General features: G+C 41.5%; 27 protein-coding genes. 20 read left to right on the forward strand and 7 right to left on the reverse strand.

Annotation, left to right across the window (positions count from 1 at the left end):
* Positions 1-51: 51 nt before the first annotated feature.
* Positions 52-624 carry a TetR/AcrR family transcriptional regulator gene (locus JI665_RS00865; protein ID WP_206835092.1) on the forward strand — a complete coding sequence of 191 codons (573 nt, stop codon included), beginning with the start codon at positions 52-54 and terminating at the stop codon, positions 622-624.
* A 73-nt stretch (positions 625-697) separates the two neighbouring features.
* Complete coding sequence (locus JI665_RS00870; protein WP_206835097.1) at positions 698-2,866, forward strand: YhgE/Pip domain-containing protein; 2,169 nt, start codon at positions 698-700, stop codon at positions 2,864-2,866.
* A gap of 52 nt (positions 2,867-2,918) precedes the next feature.
* Here JI665_RS00870 and yhfH read toward each other — a convergent pair whose 3' ends face one another.
* Positions 2,919-3,053, reverse strand: coding sequence for a protein YhfH (gene yhfH / locus JI665_RS00875; protein ID WP_206835100.1), 135 nt, complete (start codon positions 3,051-3,053; stop codon positions 2,919-2,921).
* A gap of 227 nt (positions 3,054-3,280) precedes the next feature.
* Here yhfH and JI665_RS00880 point away from each other — a divergent pair, with 227 nt between their 5' ends.
* From JI665_RS00880 to JI665_RS00910, 7 genes are all read left to right on the forward strand, one after another.
* Positions 3,281-4,015, forward strand: coding sequence for an MBL fold metallo-hydrolase (locus tag JI665_RS00880; RefSeq protein WP_206835103.1), 735 nt, complete (start codon positions 3,281-3,283; stop codon positions 4,013-4,015).
* Between the two features lie 12 nt (positions 4,016-4,027).
* A complete protein-coding gene (locus tag JI665_RS00885; protein WP_206835107.1) occupies positions 4,028-5,017 on the forward strand; it encodes a lipoate--protein ligase in 990 nt (329 codons plus the stop codon).
* Positions 5,018-5,221: 204 nt separating this feature from the next.
* The gene (locus tag JI665_RS00890) at positions 5,222-6,778 is read left to right on the forward strand and encodes a fatty acid--CoA ligase family protein (protein ID WP_206835110.1); all 1,557 of its coding nucleotides are present in this window, start codon (positions 5,222-5,224) and stop codon (positions 6,776-6,778) included.
* 125 nt (positions 6,779-6,903) lie between these two features.
* Entirely contained in the window at positions 6,904-7,680 is a 777-nt protein-coding gene (locus JI665_RS00895) for an enoyl-CoA hydratase-related protein (RefSeq protein ID WP_206835113.1), read from the forward strand.
* 190 nt (positions 7,681-7,870) lie between these two features.
* Positions 7,871-8,881, forward strand: coding sequence for an ABC transporter substrate-binding protein (locus JI665_RS00900; RefSeq protein ID WP_206835115.1), 1,011 nt, complete (start codon positions 7,871-7,873; stop codon positions 8,879-8,881).
* A gap of 187 nt (positions 8,882-9,068) precedes the next feature.
* Positions 9,069-10,091 (forward strand): ABC transporter permease, encoded by a 1,023-nt coding sequence (locus JI665_RS00905; RefSeq protein ID WP_206835118.1) that lies wholly within the window; start codon positions 9,069-9,071, stop codon positions 10,089-10,091.
* The gene (locus tag JI665_RS00910) at positions 10,066-10,860 is read left to right on the forward strand and encodes an ABC transporter ATP-binding protein (RefSeq protein ID WP_206835120.1); all 795 of its coding nucleotides are present in this window, start codon (positions 10,066-10,068) and stop codon (positions 10,858-10,860) included. The genes JI665_RS00905 and JI665_RS00910 overlap by 26 nt, the downstream gene beginning before the upstream one ends.
* A gap of 99 nt (positions 10,861-10,959) precedes the next feature.
* Here the strand turns inward: JI665_RS00910 and JI665_RS00915 are convergent, their stop codons facing one another.
* Complete coding sequence (locus tag JI665_RS00915; RefSeq protein WP_206835123.1) at positions 10,960-11,511, reverse strand: helix-turn-helix domain-containing protein; 552 nt, start codon at positions 11,509-11,511, stop codon at positions 10,960-10,962.
* Between the two features lie 136 nt (positions 11,512-11,647).
* On the opposite strand from JI665_RS00915, the gene JI665_RS00920 reads away from it, so the two are divergent.
* From JI665_RS00920 to JI665_RS00930, 3 genes are all read left to right on the forward strand, one after another.
* A complete protein-coding gene (locus JI665_RS00920) occupies positions 11,648-12,376 on the forward strand; it encodes an AzlC family ABC transporter permease (RefSeq protein ID WP_206835126.1) in 729 nt (242 codons plus the stop codon).
* On the forward strand, positions 12,369-12,674 hold the full coding sequence (locus JI665_RS00925; protein WP_206835129.1) for an AzlD domain-containing protein: 306 nt from the start codon (positions 12,369-12,371) through the stop codon (positions 12,672-12,674). The genes JI665_RS00920 and JI665_RS00925 overlap by 8 nt, the downstream gene beginning before the upstream one ends.
* A 174-nt stretch (positions 12,675-12,848) precedes the next feature.
* Positions 12,849-14,141: a M48 family metallopeptidase gene (locus JI665_RS00930; RefSeq protein ID WP_206835130.1), complete on the forward strand. Its 1,293-nt coding sequence runs from the start codon at positions 12,849-12,851 to the stop codon at positions 14,139-14,141.
* A 44-nt stretch (positions 14,142-14,185) separates the two neighbouring features.
* Here JI665_RS00930 and JI665_RS00935 read toward each other — a convergent pair whose 3' ends face one another.
* Together JI665_RS00935 and JI665_RS00940 are read right to left on the reverse strand one after the other, a co-directional pair.
* On the reverse strand, positions 14,186-14,830 hold the full coding sequence (locus JI665_RS00935; RefSeq protein WP_206835132.1) for a Type 1 glutamine amidotransferase-like domain-containing protein: 645 nt from the start codon (positions 14,828-14,830) through the stop codon (positions 14,186-14,188).
* 62 nt (positions 14,831-14,892) lie between these two features.
* Positions 14,893-15,129, reverse strand: coding sequence for an IDEAL domain-containing protein (locus JI665_RS00940; RefSeq protein ID WP_206835134.1), 237 nt, complete (start codon positions 15,127-15,129; stop codon positions 14,893-14,895).
* 200 nt (positions 15,130-15,329) lie between these two features.
* On the opposite strand from JI665_RS00940, the gene JI665_RS00945 reads away from it, so the two are divergent.
* The gene (locus JI665_RS00945) at positions 15,330-15,884 is read left to right on the forward strand and encodes a competence protein ComK (RefSeq protein WP_206835136.1); all 555 of its coding nucleotides are present in this window, start codon (positions 15,330-15,332) and stop codon (positions 15,882-15,884) included.
* A gap of 98 nt (positions 15,885-15,982) precedes the next feature.
* Here JI665_RS00945 and JI665_RS00950 read toward each other — a convergent pair whose 3' ends face one another.
* Positions 15,983-16,372, reverse strand: a complete 390-nt coding sequence (locus JI665_RS00950; protein ID WP_206835137.1) for a hypothetical protein — start codon at positions 16,370-16,372, stop codon at positions 15,983-15,985.
* 232 nt (positions 16,373-16,604) lie between these two features.
* Between JI665_RS00950 and JI665_RS00955 the strand changes: the two genes are divergently transcribed.
* The 4 genes from JI665_RS00955 to lepB all read left to right on the forward strand — a co-directional run bounded on the left by JI665_RS00955 (position 16,605) and on the right by lepB (position 21,136).
* The gene (locus tag JI665_RS00955; protein ID WP_206835139.1) at positions 16,605-18,590 is read left to right on the forward strand and encodes a S9 family peptidase; all 1,986 of its coding nucleotides are present in this window, start codon (positions 16,605-16,607) and stop codon (positions 18,588-18,590) included.
* Between the two features lie 283 nt (positions 18,591-18,873).
* Positions 18,874-19,803, forward strand: a complete 930-nt coding sequence (locus JI665_RS00960) for an LCP family protein (RefSeq protein ID WP_211202415.1) — start codon at positions 18,874-18,876, stop codon at positions 19,801-19,803.
* Positions 19,804-19,933: 130 nt separating this feature from the next.
* Complete coding sequence (locus JI665_RS00965; protein ID WP_206835143.1) at positions 19,934-20,557, forward strand: TVP38/TMEM64 family protein; 624 nt, start codon at positions 19,934-19,936, stop codon at positions 20,555-20,557.
* Positions 20,558-20,581: 24 nt separating this feature from the next.
* Complete coding sequence (lepB, locus tag JI665_RS00970) at positions 20,582-21,136, forward strand: signal peptidase I (protein ID WP_206835147.1); 555 nt, start codon at positions 20,582-20,584, stop codon at positions 21,134-21,136.
* A gap of 98 nt (positions 21,137-21,234) precedes the next feature.
* On the opposite strand, the gene JI665_RS00975 is transcribed toward lepB, so the two are convergent.
* Positions 21,235-21,561, reverse strand: coding sequence for a hypothetical protein (locus JI665_RS00975; RefSeq protein WP_206835150.1), 327 nt, complete (start codon positions 21,559-21,561; stop codon positions 21,235-21,237).
* A gap of 250 nt (positions 21,562-21,811) precedes the next feature.
* Between JI665_RS00975 and fabG the strand changes: the two genes are divergently transcribed.
* The 3 genes from fabG to JI665_RS00990 all read left to right on the forward strand — a co-directional run bounded on the left by fabG (position 21,812) and on the right by JI665_RS00990 (position 24,403).
* Complete coding sequence (gene fabG, locus JI665_RS00980) at positions 21,812-22,552, forward strand: 3-oxoacyl-ACP reductase FabG (RefSeq protein WP_206835152.1); 741 nt, start codon at positions 21,812-21,814, stop codon at positions 22,550-22,552.
* A 52-nt stretch (positions 22,553-22,604) separates the two neighbouring features.
* Entirely contained in the window at positions 22,605-23,783 is a 1,179-nt protein-coding gene (locus JI665_RS00985) for a thiolase family protein (protein ID WP_206835154.1), read from the forward strand.
* An 80-nt stretch (positions 23,784-23,863) separates the two neighbouring features.
* Positions 23,864-24,403 (forward strand): GNAT family protein, encoded by a 540-nt coding sequence (locus JI665_RS00990; protein WP_312886117.1) that lies wholly within the window; start codon positions 23,864-23,866, stop codon positions 24,401-24,403.
* 33 nt (positions 24,404-24,436) lie between these two features.
* On the opposite strand, the gene JI665_RS00995 is transcribed toward JI665_RS00990, so the two are convergent.
* Positions 24,437-25,591: an MFS transporter gene (locus tag JI665_RS00995; protein WP_206835156.1), complete on the reverse strand. Its 1,155-nt coding sequence runs from the start codon at positions 25,589-25,591 to the stop codon at positions 24,437-24,439.
* Positions 25,592-25,684: the final 93 nt, after the last annotated feature.

Below are 25,684 nucleotides of genomic sequence, written 5' to 3' on the forward strand. Positions count from 1 at the left end.
TTGTACTAATGACCAAAATGTTCATTTAGTCATTTTATATGAGGTGAGTTCATGTCAGCAGATCGCAAACAGCAAATTATTGAGGCGGCCACTAAATCATTTTCTCTGTTTGGATATAAAGCAACCACTATGGATCAGGTTGCGAAGCTTGCAAATGTAGGAAAAGGCACTATTTATAATTTCTTTAAAAATAAAGAAGAGCTGTTTGATGAAATTATCCATACGCTCATCGTGGAAATGAAAAGCGCAGCTGATGAAGCGCTTGATCCCTCTTTGCCCTTTCATAAAAATGTTCATCGGGGATTGTATAAAATACTTGAATTCCGCATGAAGCATCAGTTAACAATCAAGCTTTTCCAGGAAGCAAAGGAAATGGGAACTCCTGCTGTTACAGATGTAATTGGGAAAGTAGAGGATGCGATATTAAATTATGTAAAAGACAAAGTTGCACAAGCGATTGAAAAAGGAGAAATCCGGGAATGCGATCCTGAACTGACATCTTTTGTGATGCTGAAGCTTTATATTGCTCTTATATTTGATTGGGAGCAGCGTCATGAACCTTTGGAAAAAGAAAAAATAGCTATGCTGTTTGAACAATATATTATGAAAGGATTATCGAACTAGATAGTCCTCTATTTTTTCAGCAAAATGACCAAATGAGGAAAATAGTCACTAAGTTATTGTGGAGGGATTTACGGTGAAAAACAAACTTTTCTTGAAGGAGTTTTCAGCAATCTTAAAAAACAAAAAATTGCTGATTCCTATTATCGCAGTAATGTTTATTCCTATTTTATACAGCGGAATGTTTCTTTGGGCATTTTGGGATCCATATGATCATTTAGATGATCTGCCTGTTGCTATCGTTAATGAGGATGCCGGTGCTGCATTTGAAGGTAATGACTTGCATCTTGGCGATGATCTTGTTGATAAATTAAAGGAAAGCAAGGACTTTAATTTTCAATTTGTTGATAAAGAGGAGGCATATAAAGATCTAAATGATCAGCATTACTATATGCTTGTTGAAATCCCTAAGGATTTTTCCAAGAATGCAACCACACTCCTTAAGGACAATCCGCAGAAAATGAACCTGATTTACGTTCCCAATGAGAGCTACAATTTTTTATCAGCTCAAATTGGAGGAACAGCTGTAGAAAAAATTAAAATGTCTCTCTCAGAAAAAGTGACTGAAACATATGCTGAAACGATGTTCGATAAAGTAGGGGAACTGGCAGATGGCATTGGACAGGCAAGTGACGGGGCCCTTCAAATCAGTGAAGGAGCTGCAGGTTTAAAAGATGGTTCTAAAACGCTGCATGAGAAGCTGGCGCTTTTGGCCGATAAATCCATTGAGTTCAATAACGGTGTAAGCTCAGCAAGCAAAGGTTCAGAGGAAATGGCAGAAGGAGCTAAAACCCTTTCAGAAGGATTAGGCAAACTGGCTGAAGGCCAATCAGAATTAAGTAAAGCATCCTATCAGCTGAAATCTGGGAGTGAAAAGCTTTCTGCAGGTGTTACACAATCAAAGGCAGGGATTGATACAGTAAAGGAAAAGCTGCCTGTTATGATTGATGGAACTGAGCAGCTTGAAAATGGAGCGAAAACCTTATCTTCATCTCTGGAGCAATGGCAAACGGAGGCACAAAAACTCAGCGGAGGCACTGCTCTTTTAGAGCAAAAGCTGCAGGGCTTTATTTCGCAGCTTCCTGAAGGATCTCCTGAAAAAGCTGAGCTTCAGAGTGTGCTTGCCCAGCTGAAGGCTGGAACAGCCCAGCTTGCTGAGTCAGCTGGCAAATTATCAGCGGGAGGAGCCGAATTGTCCCAAAAAATGGGACAGCTAAATGAAGGACAGCTGCAGCTGCAGCAGGGAATAAATCAGCTTGCCCAGGGGGCATCAGAGCTGGAAATTGGTTCTCAGCAGCTAGTACAGGGCCATAAAGATTTCGGTGCTGGAATGGAAACATTTGCTCAGAAATTTGGTGAAGCACAAGCCGGAGCAGACAGGCTAGCAGGCGGTGCAGCAGATTTGTCAGGAGGGCTTGGAAAACTGACCCAAGGTTCAGATGCATTGGCAGACGGCACAAAGCAGCTTGAAGATGGCGCAGGCAAAGTAGCTGAAGGTAATACACAAATTTTTGAAGGTTCTTCTGAGTTAGCAAATAAATTAGCGGATGGCGCTGAAAATGCATCAGCCGTAAATGCCAGCGATAAAACTTATAATATGATGGCAAATCCGGTAGAAATAGATAATGAGAAGATTACAGAAGTACCTAACTATGGTACAGGGTTCGCGCCATATTTTCTGTCGCTTGGCCTTTTCGTGGGTGCTCTGCTTCTTTCAATTGTATTTCCGCTTCGGGAGCCGGCTGGCGTTCCGCGGTCAGGATTTAGCTGGTTTGCAAGCAAGTTTGGGATTCTTGCTGGAGTAGGCATTATTCAGGGTCTCATTGCTGCCATGATATTATTGCTGGGACTTGGCCTGGAAGTGCAGAGTGTACCTTTGTTTCTGCTGTTTACAATCATAACCAGCCTTACTTTCATAGCTCTGATTCAATTTTTTGTCACCGTCATGGGTGATCCTGGCCGGTTTGCTGCCATAATTATATTAATTCTCCAGCTGACAACAAGTGCAGGTACTTTCCCGCTTGAGCTGATTCCTAATGCACTTCAGCCAATCAGTTCATACTTGCCTATGACCTATTCTGTTTCCGGACTAAAGGCTGTCATTTCAAGCGGAAATTTTGATTTTATGTGGGAGAATGCAGTAATTCTATTGAGTTTCGCCGCCCTATTTATTGCAGGAACTTTTGTTTACTTTACTGCAATGCACAAGAAAAGATTTGCAGCAGCTGCAGGGCAGGCTGATTGATTATTAGCAAAAAACAAAGCCAGCCCACAGGGCTGGCTTTAAATATATAATTCTATAAATCTGTAATTCCCATGCAATTATCACACTTGTTTCCGTAACATTCATGCTGCTCTTCGATCGACTTCCCGCATTCTGAACATTGTTTAGCCGGCAGGTTTCTGAAAAACTCCATAATGTTTTGAATCATGTTGAAGCCTCCTGATTTGTGATTTTGTTCTAAATAGTTTGATTATTTAAGTTAATTGTATTATAACAGAATTCATATGTCAACTTCTGTTTCAATACAATTTTAAAAAAGTGAAAAAATAGGCATAATCGAGTATATTGAACATAGCAAAGCTTGGTCTTTTCTTGAGATTTTGGTTACCAAGTCATAGCGTAGGAGCTTGAACTTTTTAATAAGGAGGAAACGTGATGAAGTTAACTGTAATCGGCAGCTGGGGCGGTTATCCTAAAGCTGATGGAGCCAGTTCAGGGTATTTGCTGGAGCATGATGGTTTTCATTTGCTGATCGACTGCGGAAGCGGCGTCCTTTCAAAAATGCAGAACATTTTTCAGCCAGAAGAATTGGATGCAGTGATTATCTCGCATTACCATCCAGATCACATTGCAGATATAGGGGTACTGCAGCATGCCAGGCTCATTCAGGGTTTTTTAGGCAGGAAAACAGATACACTCCCGATTTATGGCCATTCCCTTGATCAGCTTGAATTTGCTAAATTTACATACAAGGATATAACAAAGGGAGTCTGCTATGATCCTGATGGCACTCTCTCTGCAGGACCGTTTCAAATCCGCTTTTTAAAGACTAATCACCCAGTGCCATGCTATGCAATGAGAATTGAAGCAGACGGCAAAACGCTTATTTATACGGCTGATACCTCATATAAAGAAGAGCTGGAAGCATTTAGCGAGAATGCTGATTTATTAGTTTGCGAATGCAATTTTTATGGTCATCAAAATGGAAAGAATGCAGGGCATATGACAAGCCTGGATGCTGGAACATTGGCCAGAAAAGCAAAGGTGAAGAATTTGCTGCTGACTCATTTGCCTCATTATGGTGAACTGAGAAAGCTGAAGGAAGAGGCTTCAACAAAATATCCCGGTCCTATTTCGCTTGCGGATTATCAATGGTCCCATACTTTTTGAGGAGGAAAACAGATGCTTTTTATTGACAACCAGGGAATCACAGATCCCAGAATTAACCTTGCTATTGAAGAATATGCACTGAAAAATCTTGATATTGAAGAAACCTATTTGCTTTTTTATATTAATGAACCTTCCATTATTATTGGAAAAAATCAGAATACCGTTGAAGAGATCAATACTGAATATGTCGAGAACAATAGCATCCATGTAGTCAGAAGGCTTTCTGGCGGCGGGGCCGTTTATCATGATTTAGGCAATCTCAACTTCAGCTTTATCACAAAAGATGATGGAGAAAGCTTTCATAACTTCCAAAAGTTTACCGAACCAGTTGTAGAGGCTTTGCGGAAGCTTGGTGTTAATGCTGAATTGAGCGGCCGAAATGATCTGATGGCGGAAGGGAGAAAGATATCCGGGAATGCCCAGTTTTCAACCAAAGGCAGAATGTTTAGCCATGGCACCCTCTTATTTGATTCAGAAATAGAAAGTGTCGTTTCGGCACTAAAGGTAAAGAAGGATAAAATTGAATCGAAAGGCATTAAATCTATTCGGAGCCGGGTTGCTAATATATCAGAGTTCCTGGATAAAAAAATCACAATTCAAGAATTTCGCACTTTGCTGCTTAAGAATATTTTTGGTGATTTAGATGAAATTCCAGAGTACAAGCTCACGAATGATGATTGGGAAAAAATTCACCAGCTGTCCAGGGAGCGCTATCAAAACTGGGATTGGAATTATGGAAAATCCCCCAAATTTGATCTGCAGCACTCGCATCGTTTCCCAGTGGGGCAAATTGATATTAGACTTAATGTCACAAAAGGGCAAATTGTGGAATGTAAAATTTACGGAGACTTCTTTGGGGTTGGCGATGTAAGCGAAATTGAAAACAAGCTTACAGGAATTCGCTATGAAAAGTCAGAGGTTGAAAGTGCCCTTGGGGGAGTGGACATTAAGCATTACTTTGGAAATGTGACAAAGACCGAATTTATCAACCTGATTTATTAATGCGGTCATTTATTGGAAAGCTGGCATATTGCCGGCTTTTCTTATATTTATATAAAGTCTTGCGAAAGTCAGTCCGCTGTAAAAAAGAAATTGTGAACAATTCGCTTTCCTACTTGAATACAAAAATTTCTTTCAATATAATATATTTAGAAAATTTATTTAATAAAAATGAATGACTATTCATTCATTATAGGGGGAGTGTAAATGAATTTAACAGAGCAGCTGCATGAAACGGCGATCAAGATGGGCAATAAGACTGCCTATTATTTTATGGACCAGTCCAGTACATATGCGGAGCTTGATGGTGCTGTGACCAAATTTGCGGATGGGCTTTCAAAGCTGGGAGTAAAAAAAGGAGATCATATTGCTCTTTTACTGGGGAATTCACCGCAATTTGTCATTGGCCTGCATGGCGCACTGCGTCTTGGAGCAACTGTTATACCGATCAACCCAATTTATACACCTGATGAAATTGGCTACATTGTTAATAATGGTGATGTAAAAGCTGTTGTTACGCTCGATCTCTTAGTGCCTTTGATTGAGAAGATGCATCAGGCTCTTCCAAAGGTGGAGAACTTTATTATTTGCGAAACCCCGCAGGGACAGTTTACAAAAGCGGACCCGTCTGCATTAACAGCTTTTGAAAAAATGAAATCGTTTACACAGGTGATGGGTTCAGGAGATTTGGATTTTAAAGGCCCTGAACTCGAAGAAGAGGAAACGGCCGTTATCCTATATACATCCGGTACGACAGGCAAGCCGAAAGGTGCCATGCTGACACATAAAAACCTCTACAGCAATGCAAAGGATGTCAGCGATTATTTGCACATGAACGAAAATGACCGGGTTATCACTACTTTGCCGATGTTTCATGTTTTCTGTTTAACGGTTGCTCTCAATGCACCGCTGATGAATGGGGCTACTATTTTAATAGATCCAAAATTCAGCCCTAAAGAAATTTTTAGACTCGCAAAAAAATTTGAACCTACTGTTTTTGCCGGCGTTCCGACCATGTACAATTTCCTTCTTCAGTTTGATGATGGCAATCCAGAAGATCTGAAATCGTTAAGGCTTTGCATTTCGGGCGGTGCTGCCATGCCTGTTGCACTTCTCCATGGCTTTGAAAAAAAGTTCAATGTCATTGTCTCAGAAGGATATGGTCTTTCAGAAGCTTCTCCGGTTACCTGCTTTAATCCGCTGGATAAGCCGCGCAAAGCAGGCTCAATCGGGCAATCCATTATGAACGTTGAGAATAAGGTTGTAAATGAACTGGGAGAAGAAGTTTCCGTTGGCGAAGTTGGAGAACTGATTGTTCGCGGGCCTAATGTGATGAAGGGATACTACAAGATGCCTGAAGAAACAGCGGCCACTATTCGTGATGGCTGGCTTTATACAGGAGACCTCGCAAAAAAGGATGAGGAAGGCTATTTTTATATCGTTGACCGTAAAAAGGACCTTATTTTAGTCGGCGGATATAACGTGTACCCTCGGGAAGTAGAAGAGGTGCTCTATAATCATGAGGATGTAGTTGAAGTTGCTGTATTGGGTGTGCCTGATCCAAATCTGGGAGAAGCGGTAAGGTGCTATGTTGTATCTAAAAACCCTCAGCAGACAGAAGAATTGCTGCTTGCATACTGTGCTGAGCATCTGGCTAAATATAAAGTGCCGTCAACGATTGAATTCTTAGAGGAGCTGCCAAAGAACGCAACTGGTAAAATTTTGCGGAGAGCGTTGAAGAATCAGGTACTGCAGACTAAATAGGTTTTTATGGACAGGCAATGGATGTGTCTGTCCTTTTCTATTCCACTTCAAATTGACTAAACTTGAAAGGGTTTTCGCAAAATTCATCGAATTATTAGATAGCACTGGAAAGAGGAGAGATACAAATGAGTTCTATTGCAGTTGAAACAAAAGGTCATATTGCGGTCGTAACGATTAACCGTCCTGATGCATTGAATGCATTTAATTTTGAGACTTTATCGGAGCTTCAGGAAACAGTTGAGAAACTGCGAACCAGCCCTGATGTTCGTGCAGTGATTTTTACAGGGGCTGGAGAAAAGGCATTCAGTGTCGGTGCAGATTTAAAAGAGCGCAGGACATTATCTGAAGAGCAAGTCCGCAGGAATATATATAAAATAGGTGAAGTATTCTCACTGGTTGATCAGCTCCCGCAGCCTACTATCGCTGCTATAAACGGTTTTGCCTTCGGAGGCGGGATGGAACTGGCACTATCCTGCGATTTCCGCATCGCCGTTTCAGGCACTGCCATGGGACTTACAGAAACAAGTTTAGCCATAATACCAGGTGCAGGCGGCACTCAAAGACTTCCAAGATTGATTGGCCAGGCCAAAGCCCTGGAATTAATTTTGACGGCTAAAAGGCTTACTTCTGAAGAAGCGCTTGAATACGGCATCCTTACCAAAGTGACTGAAAAAGAAAATCTCTTAAATGATTGTTTTGAATTTGCCGGACAAATGCTTAATAATGGCCCTCTTGCCCTTCAGCAGGCTAAATTTGCTGTAAAGCATGGCATGGGCGTCGATTTGCAGACTGGACTTCAGATTGAAAGGAAGGCATATGAAGTCATTATCCCAACAGAAGATAGAGTTGAAGCTCTTGCAGCCTTTGCTGAAAAAAGAAAACCAGAATTTAAAGGGAAATAAAATGAATAAGCAAGTAATGGGACACGGCAGAATTGTGCTGTGTCTTTTCTATTAAAATAATAATTTTTAGAAAATTATTAAAAAACATCTTGAATAGTAAGACTGTTAACTATATAATTTAGTGAATAAAAGCATAAAAGCATAAAAGTGATGAAGTGGAAAGATAGAGATAAAAGGGGGATCAACTAGTATGTTAGAGAGAATAAAATTATTTAAAGCAGTAGCTGCAGCAGGTCTTATGGGAACATTGCTGCTAAGCGGCTGCGGCAGTGAAAGCACAAATGGAGATGCAGGGTCTTCTGATAAAGAAAAGGAAGAATCATTTAATATAGGAGTTACGCAGATTGTCGAGCATCCTTCGTTAGATGCGGCACTGGAGGGATTTAAAAAGGCTTTAGAGGATTCTGGTATTGAAGCAAGCTATGATGTCCAGATTGCTCAGGGGGACCAGAATAATAATCAATCCATTGCCAATAATTTTGCCGGAGATGGAGTAGACCTGATCTTTGCCAACTCTACCCCAAGTGCATTAAGTGCACTTAATGCGACGAAGGATATACCAATTGTATTTACTTCAGTAACAGATCCAGTGGGTGCGCAATTAGTAAAATCAATGGATACACCTGAAGGAAATATAACTGGTACAACAGATACACATCCTGATGCGATACCCAATATGGTTAAATTTATAGATGAACAATTTGAGGCTGGAACTGTGGGTGTTATTTACAATTCTGGAGAACAAAACTCAGAGGTGCAGATTGAAAAGGTGAAGGAAGCTCTTTCAGGTACAGATATGAAATTGGCCGAAGCTACCGTATCCAATTCTTCTGAAGTGAAACAGGCTGCAGAATCACTTGTCGGAAAAGCAGATGCCATCTATATTATTACGGATAATACTGTCGTTTCTGCTTTGGAATCTGTCATTCAGGTTTCAAACGATAATGACATCCCGCTATTTGTAGGAGAGCTGGATTCTGTTAAACGCGGGGGCTTTGCTGCTTATGGATTTGACTATGAAGATATCGGATATGAAGCTGGGGAAATGGCTGCAAAAATTTTAAAAGACGGCAAGAAGCCATCCGAACTACCTGTCCAATATCCGCAGAATCTAAAGCTGGTAATCAATAAAAAGGCTGCAGAAGAAATGGGAATTGACTTAAAAGAGGAATGGAGCGAACTTGCTGAGTTTGTGGAGTAATACCAGCAATAACCACCAGCGCTTACGCTTTTCACCTCGATAACTGTCTAGCGCAAGCAGCCTACCCCTTCGAGGTCACAAGCCAATCCTCCCAAAAAAGGCAACGAACGCCTTTCCGTGAGGCTTGTCTTGTGCTTGTCGGGAGTGGGCAAGGCGCTTACGCTTTCTAATAGAAAGGGAGATTACTATGCCAACAGCGATCTTTGGTTCCATTGAGGCAGGAGCAATTTATGCCTTAATGGCATTGGGAGTTTACCTATCATTCAGAATACTGGATTTTCCCGATCTGACGGTGGATGGAAGCTTTGTAACGGGCGCATCTGTAGCAGCTGTCATGATAGTAGGGGGATACAATCCATTTTTGGCAACAATGACAGCTTTGCTTGCGGGTTTTGCAGCAGGCTGCCTTACAGGCCTTCTTCATACAAAAGGAAAAATTAATGCCCTCTTGTCCGGAATATTAATGATGATCGCATTGTACTCTATCAATCTCCGGATTATGGGCAAGTCAAATGTTCCTCTGCTGTCTGAGGAAACGGCTATCACAAAGCTTACAGCATTCTGGCAGGGGCTTGGGATTGATCAGGCTATTCAAAGCCTGTTTGGGGCATTGGGAATGAGTTTCATCCCAAAGACCTGGGGTATTCTCATTTTAATGCTAATTTTAGCCTTTGCTGTGAAAGTATTGATTGATCTTTTCTTAAAGACAGATATTGGCCTGGCCATACGCGCAACAGGCGACAATGAGACGATGATCCGCAGCTTTTCTGCTGATACAGATCTTTTGAAGATAGCTGGCTTGGGCATTTCAAATGCACTGGTTGCTTTTTCTGGAGCATTAGTGGCACAGTATAACGGATTCAGTGACGTCGGAATGGGAATCGGGATGATTATCATCGGACTTGCATCCGTGATCATTGGAGAAGCAATCTTTGGTGCAAAAACTATTGTCCGGGCAACACTCGCTGTCATCGGAGGAGCCATCTTATATCGTATTATAGTCACTCTTGCATTAAGGGTTGAATTCCTTGAAACAGGAGATATGAAGCTAATCACAGCAGTAATCGTGATTGGCGCGCTGATTCTGCCAAAGCTTATTCAGCAGCAAAAAGAAAAGCAGAGAAAGCGGCGGAGATTAGCGGAAGCGAAAAAAACTAATGCTTACGGGAAAAGTGGTGAACATCTTGCTGCAATTAAATCAGATTCATAAAGTATTTAATGAGGGAACTCCAGACGAAAAAACAGCGCTTCACAGAATCGATCTTCATTTAAAGCCAGGCGACTTCATGACGGTTATCGGCAGTAATGGAGCGGGAAAATCTACTCTTATGAATATGATTTCCGGCAAATTGATTCCTGATATAGGAGAAGTGCTGGTTGATGGCACTGATGTCACTCTTGTGAAGGAACATAAAAGATCCAGGCTGATTGGACGCGTTTTCCAGGATCCGATGGCAGGAACAGCACCCTCCATGACGATAGAGGAAAATCTGGCCATTGCTTATTCGAGAACTATGGTGCGAGGCCTTCGCAAAGGTGTTTCCAAGAAACGCCGCGACTTTTTTCAGGAAAAGCTGGAAATGCTGCATCTTGGATTGGAAAACAGGCTTTCAGCAAAAGTCGGACTGCTGTCAGGGGGAGAAAGGCAGGCATTATCCCTTTTGATGGCGACTTTCACAGAGCCTAAAATACTGCTTTTGGACGAACATACCGCTGCCTTGGACCCTGCTCGTGCAGAATTGATTACCAGCCTTACGAAAGAGATTGTGGAAACATATAAACTTACCACGTTAATGGTGACTCACAATATGCAGCAGGCACTTGACCTGGGAAATAGGCTGATCATGATGGACAAAGGCCAGATCATTTTTGAAACAAATGAAGACCAAAAGAAAGATTTGACTGTCGAAAAACTGCTTGAAGAATTCCAAAAAATCCGCGGAGAGAAAATGAGCAGCGACAAGGCTGTATTAATCTAAAAGGAGACCGGACAAAAGGCTTTTCGCTTTGTCCGGCTTGTTTGTTCTTGGAGATATTCCAGTAAAAAGCATACCGAGCGCAGCGATATGCCTACTTTTTCATGGATAATACATGACTGCCTGGTAGCGAATCAGTTCGTCTCCGATATTTTTATACGTATGCACTTTATTTGCTGAGAATTTTATTGAATTTCCGGGGCGGACAGTGATTCGCTGGTCTCCGATCTCTATTTCAAGCGTTCCGGACATGACAGTGATATATTCTTCAACACCCTCATTATGTTTATCAGATGTATGCTGACAGCCCGGTTCAATTTCGACTGTGAAGATCTCGAATTTCTTGCGGGGATCAAAAGGGAACACGGGATAAACCCTGTATCTGCCCATGCTCTCCATTATTGGAGTTAGAGTTTTCAATTCTATGAGTTGGATATCTGATGGTTCCTCATGAATAAGTGAGGAAAATGAAACCTGAAGGCCGCTCGCGATTTTCCATAGGGTGGTGACAGTCGGGTTGGATTCCCCCCGCTCAATCTGCCCCAGCATCGCCTTGCTGACCCCGGTTATTTCTGCCGTTGCATCCAGGCTGTAACCTCTTGTTTTTCGAATATTCCTCAGGTTTTCCCCAATACTTTTTTGAATATTCTCCATTATATCCTCCAAACTTATTGTGTAATATAACGCACGAATGTATAATATACTATATCAATGCATCATTCTTTAATATTAAGTCTATTATAGTATATTTTTCAGGTTTAGTATTATATTTTTTAAGGCGGTGAGCATTATGGCAGAACTTGCAGTCGGCAAGCCTTCCGGAGAGTATAGGAAAGGGGTGCAGTCGGGAATCAGCATCGCGATAGGATATGCACCAATCGCTTTAACATTTGGGCTGCTCGCCAAAACAACTGGTCTTTCAATTGGTGAAACAGCTTTAATGAGTTTGCTCGTATTTGCGGGGGCAGCACAGTACATATCCCTGAGCCTTCTTTCATTGGGAACGGGTATATTTGAAATTGTTTTGACAACATTTATTGTGAATATCAGGCACTTCTTAATGTCAACCTCTCTTAACGAAAAGTGGGATGATGAACAGGATGCTAACAAGGTAATTTTGTCTTTTGGGATTACGGACGAAACTTTCTCAGTTGCAGCAGTACGTGAAGATAAGGTAACAAGCGGTTATATGCTTGGGCTTATTTCGGTTTCCTATGCAAGCTGGGTCATTTGCTCTGGGCTTGGGCACCTAATTGGTGCGAGCCTTCCGCAAACCTTGCAGGAAAGCATGTCTGTTGCACTTTATGCCATGTTTGTCGGCCTTCTTGTTCCGTCTATGAAAAAGAGTGCAAAAGTTGTATTTCTTGCGGCGCTGGCAGCATGTTTTAACATGATTTTTACTTTGACTAATATGTTATCGACAGGATGGGCAATTGTACTGGCCACGCTTTTATCGGCTGTAATAGTAGAATGGATTGAAAGTATAAAAAACAGGCAAAGGGGTCAGGGGCATGAGTAGCCAAGTCGTGTGGATGATTATTGGAATGGCAGCAGTTACTTATATCCCAAGGCTTCTGCCTTTTGTGCTTTTTAAGGGGAAGGAGCTTCCCGGGTTTGTTCAGGGGATATTAAAGAATGTGCCGTATGCGACTTTAGGGGCACTCATTTTTCCAGGCATTCTGTTTATAAATGAAGATCTTTGGTTTGGGCTGCTCGGGGCAGCTGCTGCCTTTCTAGCTGCCTTTTTAGGTGCAAATGTGATTGTTGTCGTATTAGGATCAATTGCTGTGTTATCTGTATATTCTTTCTTATTTTAGAAAAGATTATTATTGATGTTCTTTAGCCGGTTCCTTCGAGAACCGGCTTTTTCAATAGAACTGCTGGAATAGGCTATTATCTTTTAAGTAATGATTGTCCCATCAAAATAGTTCTAATTACAGATTTTTATACTAAACTAAATATAGAAAGGTTGTACCATAAGGGGGGATCAGATGGCGCGGAAATTAGGCTTTTACGGGGCGCTCGCCTTTTTTGTATACGGTTTATTTTTTTATTGGTATTTATTCTATTTTGCTGACAGCAGTCTGCCGTTTGAGTATGAAGGCTCACGTGCAGATCCGGCAACTTTCCTGAACGGCAGGGAACTGATGCTCAGTGAGGAATATTCTAAAATAAGAAACCTGCTGTTTTTTATTTCTACACCTTTTGAATGGATTTTCTATTTATTCATTCTTTTATTTGGATTATCGAAGGCTTTTAAGAAGTGGGCTGAGCAGACTGCGCCTTATAAATTTCTGCAAACGGCGATATATTTAATTTGGCTTTCTTTTTTCGCGTTTATGGCCACAATGCCATTAAGCTATATCAGCTTTTCACTTTCAAAAACGTATAATATCTCAACTCAGAGCTTTAGCGGGTGGATGAAGGATGAGCTCATAGATTTTTGGGTTAATTATGGAATGATGGTTCTTATTGTGTCTGTACTGTACTGGCTGATTAATAAGAGCAGGAAAAGATGGTGGCTTTATGCCTGGCTTTTGTCTGTTCCATTTACCTTATTTATGATGTTCCTGCAGCCGGTTGTCATTGACCCTCTTTATAATGATTTCTATCCTTTGAAAAACAAGGAACTTGAAACAAAAATTCTTGATTTGGCCAGCCAGGCTAAAATACCGGCGGAACATGTCTTTGAAGTCGATATGGCAGAGAAAACAAATGCGCTGAATGCATATGTGACAGGCATCGGATCAAATTCAAGAATTGTTCTATGGGATACAACACTGAATAAATTAACTGATGATCAGATCCTGTTTATAATGGCACATGAAATGGCCCACTACGTGGAAAAGCATATATACATCGGAATTGGCGGTTACTTGCTGCTTTCCCTGCTGGGGCTTTATATGACAGCCAAATTAATGGAGAAAGCAGTCGATAAATGGGGAAGGGCGCTAAAAATTCCTGCGGTAAATGATATTCGGTCCCTGCCGCTGTTTTTGATGATTCTTTCGATGCTGCTCTTTATTTCAAGCCCCCTATCCAATCTTGTTTCACGGTATCAGGAAACAAGGGCAGACCATTATGCCATCGAAATGACGAAGGATTCAAAAGCAGCAATAGGAACATTTCAGGAACTGACACGTGCGGGTCTAAGCCAGGTTAATCCGCCGCTTCTCGTAAAAATATTCCGGTATGGACATCCAACCATGCTTGAGCGTATTTCCATGCTTGAAGAATATGAAATGGAACAGAGGCAAAAAGAACGGGAGCAGGCGGCAGACTGATTTGACAATAACATGAGAAAAAGCAGGCCATGTGGCTTGCTTTTTTACGTTTCATTCTTATAAATATGTATGCTGCCTTCAATATCAGTCTGAATTTCATTATAAAAATAAATGCCTGCATCATCATCAATTCCATAACCAGTCGTGACATTGGCTTTCCAAACTGCCCTCTTTAAATTTTCCCCTTCATTCCATTTAGTGAAATGGACACTTATGACACAATCCCTGATTAACCCGATTCCCTTCAGAAAGAGATGCTGTTCTCTAGGCGTATCAATAGGGGGAATTATGCAATGCTCCGGGATGATTAGGGCACCTGCAGAAAAACCTGCTACAGGAATACCGTTCATGTACATTTTGCCAATGTGTTCTCCCACTTCAGTATCCACAATAAAACTTCTGTATTTTTCCGTTTCACCGCCTCCAATGATGATGCCGGAACAGGACGCCAATTCTTGAAGAAAAGATTCTGAAGGTGCAGGGGAAAGCGGCAGATAACAGAAATTCCTGGCCCCATTTTGAATTAAGCCAGCAGTATACTTATTCATATAGCCTTCCCAGCCTTCCCTTTCCAAAAAGAGTATAGCTATTTTGCCAGCCGCTCCGGAAGCCAGTTCTGCAAACTTTTTTCCAAGCCTTTGCCCGAATGGAGGGCTTCCGCCCATTAAAAATAAATGCCTGCTGTCCATTAATTTTCTCCTGCCTTATTAAAATAAAATACCCCGCTGATTGGCGGGGGCAAACTGTTTTTCTAAGTGCCAAAACGTTTGGAAAGTTCTTTGTACTGCTTTGATAAATTCATAAATGACGGTTTATTTCCTTCATCAATTGCTGCGTTTATTTTATTCATCAGCTTTTCTTTCTCAGTATTCAGCAGAATTTCGGAAATTAGCATATCAATATAAAGGTCAAGAACAAAAGAATCCTTATGGTTTTTCCGCTTCATCGCACTGGTTTTCATTAATTCGGTGTATGATTTTTCCTTCATGGAAATCACCCCTGAGCTTTTTAATATTATATGGAATTGCCGCTGAATATTCAACTAAGTTTTTTAAATTTTTAGAAAATATTTTCGGAATGTCTAAATTGTGAACAATTTAGAAACTATTGAATAAATTAGTAATTTTTAGATAAATTGGTGTTAATATGGAAAAGTGAGAGCGAAATAAAAAAGGAGATGAAAACATAATGAACCATAATACCCAAATGATCGAAGAGTATGAAGTCAATCCAAATACAATGATTATCAAACCCCTCTCTTATGGGCTAAAAGTTTATTCGCAAATCTGGGAGCTTGATGATGAGGTAACTTCCCCTTTTAAGCCGGTCGATATAATAAAAAGCAGCTGCAGATATTTTGGATCAAGCTATGAAGGCAGAAAAGAGGGTACACGCCAATTAACCGGCATTACCCATAAAGCTCCGATAACGATCGACCCCACAAATTTCATTTATTTTTTCCCGACGGCCTCTCCTAACAATCTTGAATGCATCTGGATTGCATTGGATCACATCAATTATTTCAAGCGAGCGGAAAACGCACATACTCAAGTGGTTTTTAAGAATAAGCAAAGCTTCATCATTCCAGTATCTTATACTACTCTTAATAATCAGGTGCTCAGAACAGCTTTACTAAAAACAACATTGATAAGAAGGATAGAAGATTCAGAGAGAAAAGCACTGTACTTTGTGAATGGTTCCAAAATAATGAATGCTTCGGAGAGAACTGGAGCCTACCAATAGAGAAGGGAAAGGATAACTAAGAAGCATGCGGAATTTCATGCTTCTGTTTTCCGTGTGTGTATTACCTTATTAGCTGCAGGCTTTTCTTATTACAAATATTAATTTGCCTTCAGATTTTTTCCTGGACCATGCCTAGGTTTTTTAATAAGATAATAGGTCATCAGCTCCTGGACTTTATTTCGGATGCGGGGGTTAAAGTAATTATGGTGCTCCTCATATCCTTTGTAAAGGAACATGAACATAGTAAATGCCTCATCTCTCTTTATTTCCTGTACCTTTAGCTGGTGTTTATTCATATAGCGTTTTACCTCAGAGAGTTCACTTTGAATGACCTTCATTGTTTCTTCAACCAAATCAATATAAGGCTGTTTTAGTTTAAATGGGCTTTTATTAATGACGATGGAGTCCCGATTTAGAATGGTTAGCACCATTGGCAAATATATAGCCTGCTCCATGATATTACGGTCTTCCTCAGGAATTCTGGTCATATTTTTTCTGCTCCCTTAATCAATAGTATCCTGTTAGTGACACAGAACAAGTGTTCTTATTTAATTTTACAAAGGAATGTTTTTTCTTGCAAGAGCCTATATTTGTCGAAACGCTGTTATTCTTCATCATTTCCAATAATTAAAAAAAATTTCAGCCAGCAGCTTATTGAGAAGGGATTTTATTTCTGATGTCGAAATAAATAGAACAGCACAGTTAGGAAGGATGGAGTAAATGACGCAAAAAAGAACAATTAAACCGGAAGATCTTTATCGGTTAAAATCTGTAGCTGATCCGCAGCTATCCTTGAATGGAAATGACTTAGCTTTTGTTGAGACCGGAATGCTTGATGCGGAAAATACATATAGTTCAAATATTTTTTACTTAAATACCATTGAAAGTAATATCCCGGTTCAGTGGACTTACGGCAAGCACCGTAATCATTCACCCCGCTGGTCTCCAGACGGGGAGTCAATCGCATTTGTATCCGACAGGGACGGAAAATCACAAATTTATGTGATGAGCAAAGCAGGCGGAGAAGCCAGGCAGCTGACACACTGTGCAAATGGCGTTTCAAATCCTGTTTGGTCACCGGATGGGAAGAAAATTGGTTTCAATCTTTCAATAAAACCTGGTGAAGATGCAGAAACAAAGGAAAATCAGGAAAAAAAGGCAGACAAGCCCGTTCCGCTTGAAATTGAAAAAATGAAGCACAAATCAGACGCCCAGGGTTTTTGGAGCGGAAGGTACAGCCAGGTTGCATTAATAGATATTGAAACTGGGGGGATGGAGCAGCTGACATCCGGGGAACATGACTACCAGCTGCAGAACTGGTCACCTGATGGAAAATGGATTGCTGTTACAGCAGATTTAAGTGAAGACAAAGATTTCTCTTTTCTAAGCGATGTCTATATTATCCATCTTGAAACAAAAGACATGAAAAGGATTACAAATGGAAAAGGTTATTTTGGAAGCGCCACATGGTCGCCGGATGGAAAATACATAGGAATGTTCGGGCATGAAAGGGAATACGAAAATGCTACGCATACTAAGGTCTGGGTGTATAATCTCGAATTGGGCAATCTGCAGTGCCTGACTGCAGAATCAGATATATTGGCTGGTGATTATGCCATCGGAGATTTCCAGCAGGGTGCAGTTACACCGGGAATTCTTTGGGCAAAGGACAGCAGCAGCTTTTATTTCCTGGCAACTGATCATGGCAATACAGTTGTTTATTATGGCACTTTAGATGGGGAATTATATCCTGCGCTGCTGGATCAGCAGCATGTATATGGATTGACAACAGGAGGAAGCATCAATAAAGCTGTTGTGGCCATTAGCAAGCCTTCATATCCAGGAGATTTATTTTTGCTTGATGTCCCATCAGGGGAATTAAAGCAGCTGACAAAAGTGAATGAAGAGTTCCTGAACGAAGTTGAGCTGGCAGATGCGGAGCCAATTCAGTTTAAATCTTCGGATAATTGGGACCTGCATGGCTGGATCATGAAACCAGCCTATCTGAAAGAAGGAGAAAAAGCACCGCTTGTGCTCGAAATCCATGGCGGCCCTCATGCCATGTATGCCAATTCATATTTCCACGAATTCCAATGTCTTGCAGCAAAAGGCTATGCGGTCTTATTTATCAATCCACGGGGAAGCCATGGATATGGACAGCATTTTGTAGACGCTGTAAGAGGAGATTATGGGGGCAAGGATTATGAGGATATTATGGATGCAGTCGATTATGCTCTGGAAAACTTCGATTTTATCGATAAAGACCGGCTTGGCGTAACGGGTGGAAGCTATGGCGGGTTTATGACCAACTGGATTATTGGACACACCAGCCGCTTCAAGGCTGCAGTCACACAGCGATCCATCTCCAACTGGATCAGTTTCTATGGAGTAAGTGATATCGGCTACTATTTTACTGATTGGCAGATCAAGAGTGATTTGAATGATATAGAAAAGCTTTGGAAACATTCGCCGCTTGCTAATGTGAATGATATGAATACACCGCTGCTGATTCTGCACAGCGAAAAAGATTATCGCTGTCCAATTGAGCAGGCAGAGCAATTATTCATAGCCTTAAAGCATCGGAAGAAAACAGCAAAATTTGTGCGGTTCCCTGAAGCCAACCATGAGCTTTCCAGAAGCGGAAAACCGAATTTAAGAATCAGCCGCCTGAATTACATTGCCGGCTGGTTTGATGAATATCTATAAAAAAGTTGCCGCAGGCCTCCGGGTTTGCGGTTTTTTGATTAAAGCTGTAAAGTAACATCAAAATAACCCGATATATCAATGAAATCAGTTTTCATATAGCGTAAAGAAACTGTTTAAAATAAATTGCAAAGAATCCAATTCATCTGCAGAATATAAGGGTATACAGGATATACCAGCAGTGATATCGAAACTTTTTTATGGAAACTGCAGTCGAATATAGGTGAAGGTATTTCCATACCCGCGGCCGAAATATAATTTAACTGCAAAGAAAGGACTTATTCTAATGAGATCAGATAGATATGAAAAGAAGAAAAAGAAAAAAAAATGGAAGTCCGTTCTCCTGGTTTTGTTTCTTATGATTGCAGGAACCCTTGGCTATTCGTATTTTCAGTTCAAGCAAGGTGTTTCCCAGACGGAGGGAGAGGCAAATATACAGACAGAAGAGTTTGAATTTAACGGTGAAAAAGATAAATATGGAGGAACGAATATCCTGATTCTTGGAAGTGACGCAAGGGGAAAAGAGAAATCACGGGCAGATACCATCATGGTTGCCCAATACCATCCTGAAAAGGGAACATATAAGCTTATTTCTTTTATGAGAGATATGTACGTGGATATACCGGGCCATGGACAAAACAGAATAAATTCAGCACTTGCTTATGGTGGTCCTGAGTTATTAAGGCAGACGCTTAAGGAAAACTTTGATATTGATATAAAATATTACTCTATTGTTGACTTTGAAGGCTTTGTTCATTTAATAGATGAAGCTTTTCCAAGAGGGGTAGAAATTGATGTGGAAAAAAGAATGTCTGCCAATATCGGTGTTACTCTGGAACCGGGTCTGCAGCGGCTTGATGGTGAGCATCTCCTCGGGTATGTCAGGTTCAGGCAGGATGCGGTAGGTGATTTTGGAAGGGTTGAGCGCCAGCAGAAAGTAATGAAAGAAGTAGCAAGCCAGTTTACAAGCCTTCAGACCATTACAAAGCTTCCAAAACTCATCGGGGTGGTAACTCCTTTTGTTAATACCAATATGAATACCGGCGATATTCTGTATATTGGGAAAGATTTCTTATCTAAGGATAACAGGGATGTAGAGACTCTTCGTGTTCCTGTTGATGGAACATTTGAAAATCAGAGAATTAATGGTGCTGCTGTTTTAGGCATAGATAAAGAGGCGAACAAAGCGGCAATCCATGAGTTTCTCTCGAAATAAAAAGTTAGAAACACAGTTTTTGGCGGATTAGGTGTACAATAAAAGGGGAAGTGGTAAAACTAGGAGAAGCTTCCCTTTAATGATAATCGAACGATAGGACTTTGCTGCATATTGGACAAGGAGATACTAAATGGATTTTGAACTGTTCAAAGATTGGTTTACATTAGATCATATAATGGATTTAATTCGGGAATATCGATCATTTGGGCCGCTTCCCGGTATTCTGCTTCCAATGCTAGAAGCATTTTTGCCTTTTCTGCCCCTGGTGTTATTTGTTATGGCAAATGCGAGTGCATTTGGTCTCTGGCTGGGTTTTTTATACTCCTGGCTCGGCGCGGTCGCAGGAGCGCTGCTCGTTTTCCTGCTGGTCAGGAAATATGGCCAGAAACGAATACTCCGTTTTTTGAAAAAGCATAAGCAGGTACAGAGGCTTATGAAATGGGTGGAAAAGCATGGGTTTGGGCCATTGTTCATCCTGCTCTGTTTTCCGTTTACTCCATCGGCAGTCGTAAATATTGTCGCAGGGCTTTCGAATATCAGCATTGCTCAATATATGCTTGCAGTCCTGAGTGGCAAAATAGTGATGATTTTTACAATAAGCTTTGTCGGATATGATATCAAATCATTAATAACACAGCCAATTCGGACAGCCATTGTGGCATTGGTCATTTTCATTCTTTGGTATGTCGGCAAAATCATTGAAATAAAGATGAATATGAGCGTAGAAAAAGACCGCGGGAATAAAAAGTATTGAATGCAGTACTGGGAGAGATGGAGTGTGAAAGAAGGCTTGAGAAAAGAAGGAGCGGAATGGCTGAAGGCTTTTGCAATTGGCATCATTATCTTTGCTTTTATACGGACTTTTTTCTTCTCCAATTATGTTGTGGAAGGTGAATCCATGATGCCCACCCTTCAGGATGGCAATAAGCTGATTGTCAATAAAATCGGCTATCAGGTCAGTGATTTAGAGCGCTTTGACGTAATTGTTTTTCATCATAATGATGAAGAGGATTTTGTAAAAAGAATAATAGGGATGCCAGGGGATGAAATTGAATACCGCGATGATGAATTATTTGTAAATGGCAAAAAAGTGAATGAACCTTACCTGGAGAAATACCGGAAAGAAACAGCAGGGGGTAAACTGACAGGTGACTTTACACTGCTGGAAATGACTGGCACCGAAACGGTTCCGGAGGGAAAACTATTTGTTATGGGAGATAATCGCCTTGGAAGCTGGGACAGCCGGCATTTTGGATTTATTTCAGCCGGCCAGGTTGTAGGGAAGGTAAACCTGCGCTATTGGCCGCTTGATGAAATGGATGCGTCATTCTAAACAAACTTATTTTGCGAAAAAGGGACTCGATAATATCAATTATTCGAGTCCCTTTTACTGTCTGGCACAAGAGCTATTCTAATTGCAGGCAAGACATCTCAGATTACATGCAAATTAGGATTATTCCTATATTCAGGTTCACAGTTTACACATACGTCTTCATCATAGTCAGTCATATTGACATCTTCACGATTGTATTCAATTCCGCAAAGGGAGCAGGCAACCATTGTTTCTTCTTCTATTTCCTCTGGGGGAATTGGGATAGCGTCATTAATAGTAATGGGCTCTACGGTAATTCCGCGTGTATTGACCATTTCGGCATTTAAATATTCCTTTGCGGATTCTTCAACTTCCCAAAATCCCAAATCCCATAACAGCTCCTGGGCGTCTCCGTTTTGAGCCATCAAGCCATAAACAACTTTCATGATAAATTCTCCTTTCAACTTGCTGTCTTTTGTTTTATATTTCTTAGCCTCTTTTTGCAGCGCATAAACCGATTCAAAAAATTACCATCAGTTCCCTTGGAAGACTGGGATCGTTTTTTAAACAATGAGAATATATTGCTGGGCACAGGAAATACTGCAGGCTTTGTCGAATAATAGCTTGTGTACACGTCAAAGGATCCGTTTCAGTATCCGATGTCGGAATATTTAAATATATCAGGAGGTGCAATTGATGAGGCTGAAGGATAAAGTAGCCATTATTACTGGTGCGGCTAATGGAATTGGTCTGGCTGCGGCCGAAAAGTTGGCAGGTGAAGGAGCGGTGGTAGCCATGGCTGATTATGATGCAGACACGGGAATTACCAGGGCTCAGGAGCTCAAGGGAAAAGGTCTTCAGGTTGAGTTTTTTCAGGTGAATGTCGCGGACAGGCAAAGCATAGACAATATGGCGGAAGCTGTAAAAAGGGCATTTGGAAAAATTGACATCCTGATCAATAATGCAGGAATAACAAGGGACGGGATGCTGGCAAAGCTATCTGCAGACGATTTTCAGGCCGTTATGGACGTGAATCTGGCAGGTGTCTTCCATTGTACACAAGCAGTGCTTCCATTCATGCTCGAACAGGGAAGCGGAAGAATTATCAATACGTCCTCTGTTTCGGGAGTCTATGGGAATGTCGGACAGACAAACTATGCGGCAGCCAAAGCGGGTGTAGTGGGAATGACCAGAACATGGGCAAAAGAACTCGGAAGAAAAGGAATCAACGTAAATGCCGTTGCCCCAGGATTTATTTCAACCAGTATGACAGCAAAAGTACCGGAAAAGGTAATAGGACAAATGCAGGGGATGGTTCCGCTGGGCAGACTTGGAAAACCGGAAGATATTGCGAATGCATACCTGTTTCTGGCTTCCGATGAATCGGATTATGTGAATGGCACAGTTCTTCATGTAGATGGCGGCATCATGATGTAATGACCTGACTTCGAGCGCCTGCTCGATAAGAAGATAAAATGAGGTGGAAAAGATGAGAAATGTTGTAATAACATCAGCAGTCAGAACACCGGTTGGAACGTTTGGCGGAGCGTTTAAGGATCTTCTGCCGACAGATTTGATTGTGCCTGTATTAAAAGAAGCTGCCGGGAGAAGCGGCCTGCAGAGCAATGAGGTGGATGAAGTAATTTTGGGACACTGCATTCAGCGTACAGATGAACCGAATACAGCAAGAACAGCAGCTTTGCTTGCAGGCTTTGATGATACAACAACAGGGTTTACAGTCCAGAGGCAGTGTGCATCCGGTATGCAGGCAATTATGTCTGCAGCGCTGCAGATTCAGTCAGGGATGTCAGATATCGTGATTGCTGGAGGAGTGGAAGCCATGAGCTCCAGCCCTTATCTATTAAAACAGCATCGCTGGGGCGCCCGCATGCAGCATGGGCAGGTAACCGACACCGTGTGGGAAATTCTCGAAGATCCAATCCATCATATTATGATGGGGGAAACGGCAGAAAACCTGGCAGAAATTCATGCCATTACAAGAGAAGAGCAAGATGAAGCGGCCTTGCTTAGCCACAAGAGAGCCTTGCACGCGATTGAAAGCGGTTACTTTGATTCGCAGATCGTTCCAATTACTGTGAAAAGCAGGAAAGGGGAAGTAACCGTTAGAAAAGATGAGAACCCGCGTGCAGATTTAACAGCCGAAAAGCTGCGAAACTTGAAGCCTGTCTTTAGAAAGGGCGGCTCCGTTACAGCCGGAAATGCATCAAGCCTGAATGACGGCGGAGCAGCCCTTGTCCTGATGCCGGAAGAACTGGCTCTGGAAAAGGGACTAAAGCCTCTGGCAAGGATTGCTGGCTTCTCCGTGGCAGGAGTAGACCCAAAAGTAATGGGAATAGGGCCAGTGCCGGCAGTCAAAAAAGGTCTTGCTAATGTCAGCTGGTCACTTGAGGATGCAGACTTGATTGAGATCAATGAGGCTTTTGCAGCCCAATATTTGGCGGTGGAGAAAGAGTTAGGCTTAAACCGGGACAAAGTAAATGTAAATGGAAGCGGAATCAGCCTGGGACACCCTATTGGATGTACTGGTGCACGCCTTGTTGTGAGTATTGTTCATGAATTAAAGAGAAGAGGCGGCCATAAAGGAATAGCTTCTCTATGTGTCGGAGGCGGGATGGGAGCCACAGTATTTGTCGAAACGTACGAATAAAGAGTTCCTTCGGGAGCTCTTTATTTATCCAATTAGCGAATCCCATCTTCTGCAGAATTAATTTTTCAGGGGGGAGAAAAGTGATAAGCTGTACGATATTGTCTGGAAAAAGGATCATTCTGGGGGCGTTTCTTGAGGAAGATATTAAAAAGATAATCCAGTGGCGTGCAGACGAAAAAATTATGCGAAACCTGGATGCTCAGCCGGTAAAACCCAAACAGGAAATGGAAATTAAGAAATGGCTTGATGAGTGTCCGCAAGACACCTTCAGATTCTCGCTCAGGTTAAAAGAAGCAAATGAACTGATAGGCTATGCGGAGTTAAACGGCATTTTATGGCCACACAGAACAGGCTGGATTACCATCGCCATTGCAGATAAAACAGAATGGGGAAAAGGGTACGGAAAGGAAGCCATGCAATGCCTTATTAGTTATGCTTTTATGGAGCTTAATTTGTATAGGCTTCAGCTTACTGTATTTTCCTATAATACCAGAGCAAAAACTCTTTATGAAAGTCTTGGATTCCAGAAAGAAGGCTGCTATAGAGAGTTTATTGAGCGCGATGGAAAACGGCATGATATGTATTTATACGGGCTCCTGAGAAAGGAGTGGAAAGAGTGACGAAGCGCGGAATGATTCCGCGCTTTACAAGATTTATTCTGGCTGACTGACAAAAATAATTTCTTTTGACAAGAAATAGCTAAGAACGATATTCGTCAGGAAAAAGGCAAGAAGCAGAAACAGTACATAATGATATTCCAGAATCATAACCGCTGGGGGCGCAAGGCTTGCTCCGGTTAATAGAAAAAAAGAATAGAGAGAAAGCGCTTTTGCACGGTCAGCTCCTGCAATCATGCCAATCAGTGTGATAACAGTGGGAACAAGAAGGGATATGGAAGCCACAAACATAATGGAAATTGCCATTAAGGCAATAGTGCTGCTGAAGAAAAACATATTAATAATGCTGAAAATCCCTAAAAGTAAACCAAGCTTTAATGTCGAATGGGCACCAATCCGCTCAATTAATTTTCCCGTAAAGAGAGACAGCAGCGCCCCGATTAGTCCCACAGCTCTTAATGTGAACAGCTCCTCCATTGTTCCCTCGAAATTCCTTCCTATTGCATCGTAAAAAGCTACAAAGGCAAACAGCAAAGTAAAGGTAATAGCATAGCTTTGGAGCAGGCTTCCCTTCATTAATAGTTTTTTCATAATTGAAATAACGGAAACCCCTGATTTGCAAGGAGGAGAAGTGCCTGGAAGTATTTTATACGATACAAGGAAAAGTATAAAATAGCAAAACGCAAAGAAATAAAAAGCATAGTTCCATTTAAAATAAAAAGTAATTGTCGAACTGATCAGCTGTCCAAGAATGCCGGCGACAAGGAATCCTGTATTGATAAAAACAAGCAGCAGGGTGCGGCTCCTCGGCCTGAAAAGATCAAAGGTATAAGCGAAGGCAACAGGAGCAAAGCTCCCAAGTGTCAGCCCCTGAATCGACCTGGTTATATAGAGAGCCTCTACATTAGGAGAAAGCCCGACGGCACAAGTGGACAAAGCAGAAGCAAACAAACCCGTAATAATAATTTTGCGCCTGCCAAATGTATCTGAAGCAGGACCAAAGAACAGCAGGCCGGCTGCATAAAAAAATGCAAACAGGCTTCCCCCGCCAACAATATAATTTTCATTTACTTTAAATGAGTCAGCAATATCCCCGTAAATAGGGATTAGTGTATAAATGTTGCTGGCCACGAAAATTCCTGTAACTGTCAAAATGACTGAAGTTGCAATCAGGATCTGTTTTGAAATCATCCTTATCACCTGCCGATATACTTTATGCACGAAACCCCGTATAGGAAAGTTGTCATTTCCACAATTTTGAAGAACCCCATACAAAAAATTGAA

This window comes from Bacillus sp. NTK034 (assembly GCF_017303275.1).
In the GTDB taxonomy this organism is placed as follows: Bacteria; Bacillota; Bacilli; order Bacillales; family Cytobacillaceae; genus Cytobacillus.

Excerpts from the sequence above, each read along its gene's own strand:
- JI665_RS00890 (WP_206835110.1), top strand. The coding sequence starts at position 5,222 with ATGAATTTAACAGAGCAGCTGCATGAAACGGCGATCAAGATGGGCAAT.
- fabG (WP_206835152.1), top strand. The coding sequence starts at position 21,812 with ATGAGGCTGAAGGATAAAGTAGCCATTATTACTGGTGCGGCTAATGGA.
- JI665_RS00885 (WP_206835107.1), top strand. The coding sequence starts at position 4,028 with ATGCTTTTTATTGACAACCAGGGAATCACAGATCCCAGAATTAACCTT.
- JI665_RS00965 (WP_206835143.1), top strand. The coding sequence starts at position 19,934 with ATGGATTTTGAACTGTTCAAAGATTGGTTTACATTAGATCATATAATG.
- JI665_RS00950 (WP_206835137.1), bottom strand. The coding sequence starts at position 16,372 with ATGACCAGAATTCCTGAGGAAGACCGTAATATCATGGAGCAGGCTATA.
- JI665_RS00895 (WP_206835113.1), top strand. The coding sequence starts at position 6,904 with ATGAGTTCTATTGCAGTTGAAACAAAAGGTCATATTGCGGTCGTAACG.
- JI665_RS00955 (WP_206835139.1), top strand. The coding sequence starts at position 16,605 with ATGACGCAAAAAAGAACAATTAAACCGGAAGATCTTTATCGGTTAAAA.
- JI665_RS00905 (WP_206835118.1), top strand. The coding sequence starts at position 9,069 with ATGCCAACAGCGATCTTTGGTTCCATTGAGGCAGGAGCAATTTATGCC.
- JI665_RS00945 (WP_206835136.1), top strand. The coding sequence starts at position 15,330 with ATGAACCATAATACCCAAATGATCGAAGAGTATGAAGTCAATCCAAAT.
- JI665_RS00865 (WP_206835092.1), top strand. The coding sequence starts at position 52 with ATGTCAGCAGATCGCAAACAGCAAATTATTGAGGCGGCCACTAAATCA.
- yhfH (WP_206835100.1), bottom strand. The coding sequence starts at position 3,053 with ATGATTCAAAACATTATGGAGTTTTTCAGAAACCTGCCGGCTAAACAA.
- JI665_RS00930 (WP_206835130.1), top strand. The coding sequence starts at position 12,849 with ATGGCGCGGAAATTAGGCTTTTACGGGGCGCTCGCCTTTTTTGTATAC.
- JI665_RS00975 (WP_206835150.1), bottom strand. The coding sequence starts at position 21,561 with ATGAAAGTTGTTTATGGCTTGATGGCTCAAAACGGAGACGCCCAGGAG.
- JI665_RS00935 (WP_206835132.1), bottom strand. The coding sequence starts at position 14,830 with ATGGACAGCAGGCATTTATTTTTAATGGGCGGAAGCCCTCCATTCGGG.
- JI665_RS00880 (WP_206835103.1), top strand. The coding sequence starts at position 3,281 with ATGAAGTTAACTGTAATCGGCAGCTGGGGCGGTTATCCTAAAGCTGAT.
- JI665_RS00920 (WP_206835126.1), top strand. The coding sequence starts at position 11,648 with ATGGCAGAACTTGCAGTCGGCAAGCCTTCCGGAGAGTATAGGAAAGGG.
- JI665_RS00960 (WP_211202415.1), top strand. The coding sequence starts at position 18,874 with ATGAGATCAGATAGATATGAAAAGAAGAAAAAGAAAAAAAAATGGAAG.
- JI665_RS00985 (WP_206835154.1), top strand. The coding sequence starts at position 22,605 with ATGAGAAATGTTGTAATAACATCAGCAGTCAGAACACCGGTTGGAACG.
- JI665_RS00925 (WP_206835129.1), top strand. The coding sequence starts at position 12,369 with ATGAGTAGCCAAGTCGTGTGGATGATTATTGGAATGGCAGCAGTTACT.
- JI665_RS00915 (WP_206835123.1), bottom strand. The coding sequence starts at position 11,511 with ATGGAGAATATTCAAAAAAGTATTGGGGAAAACCTGAGGAATATTCGA.
- JI665_RS00995 (WP_206835156.1), bottom strand. The coding sequence starts at position 25,591 with ATGATTTCAAAACAGATCCTGATTGCAACTTCAGTCATTTTGACAGTT.
- JI665_RS00900 (WP_206835115.1), top strand. The coding sequence starts at position 7,871 with ATGTTAGAGAGAATAAAATTATTTAAAGCAGTAGCTGCAGCAGGTCTT.
- JI665_RS00940 (WP_206835134.1), bottom strand. The coding sequence starts at position 15,129 with ATGAAGGAAAAATCATACACCGAATTAATGAAAACCAGTGCGATGAAG.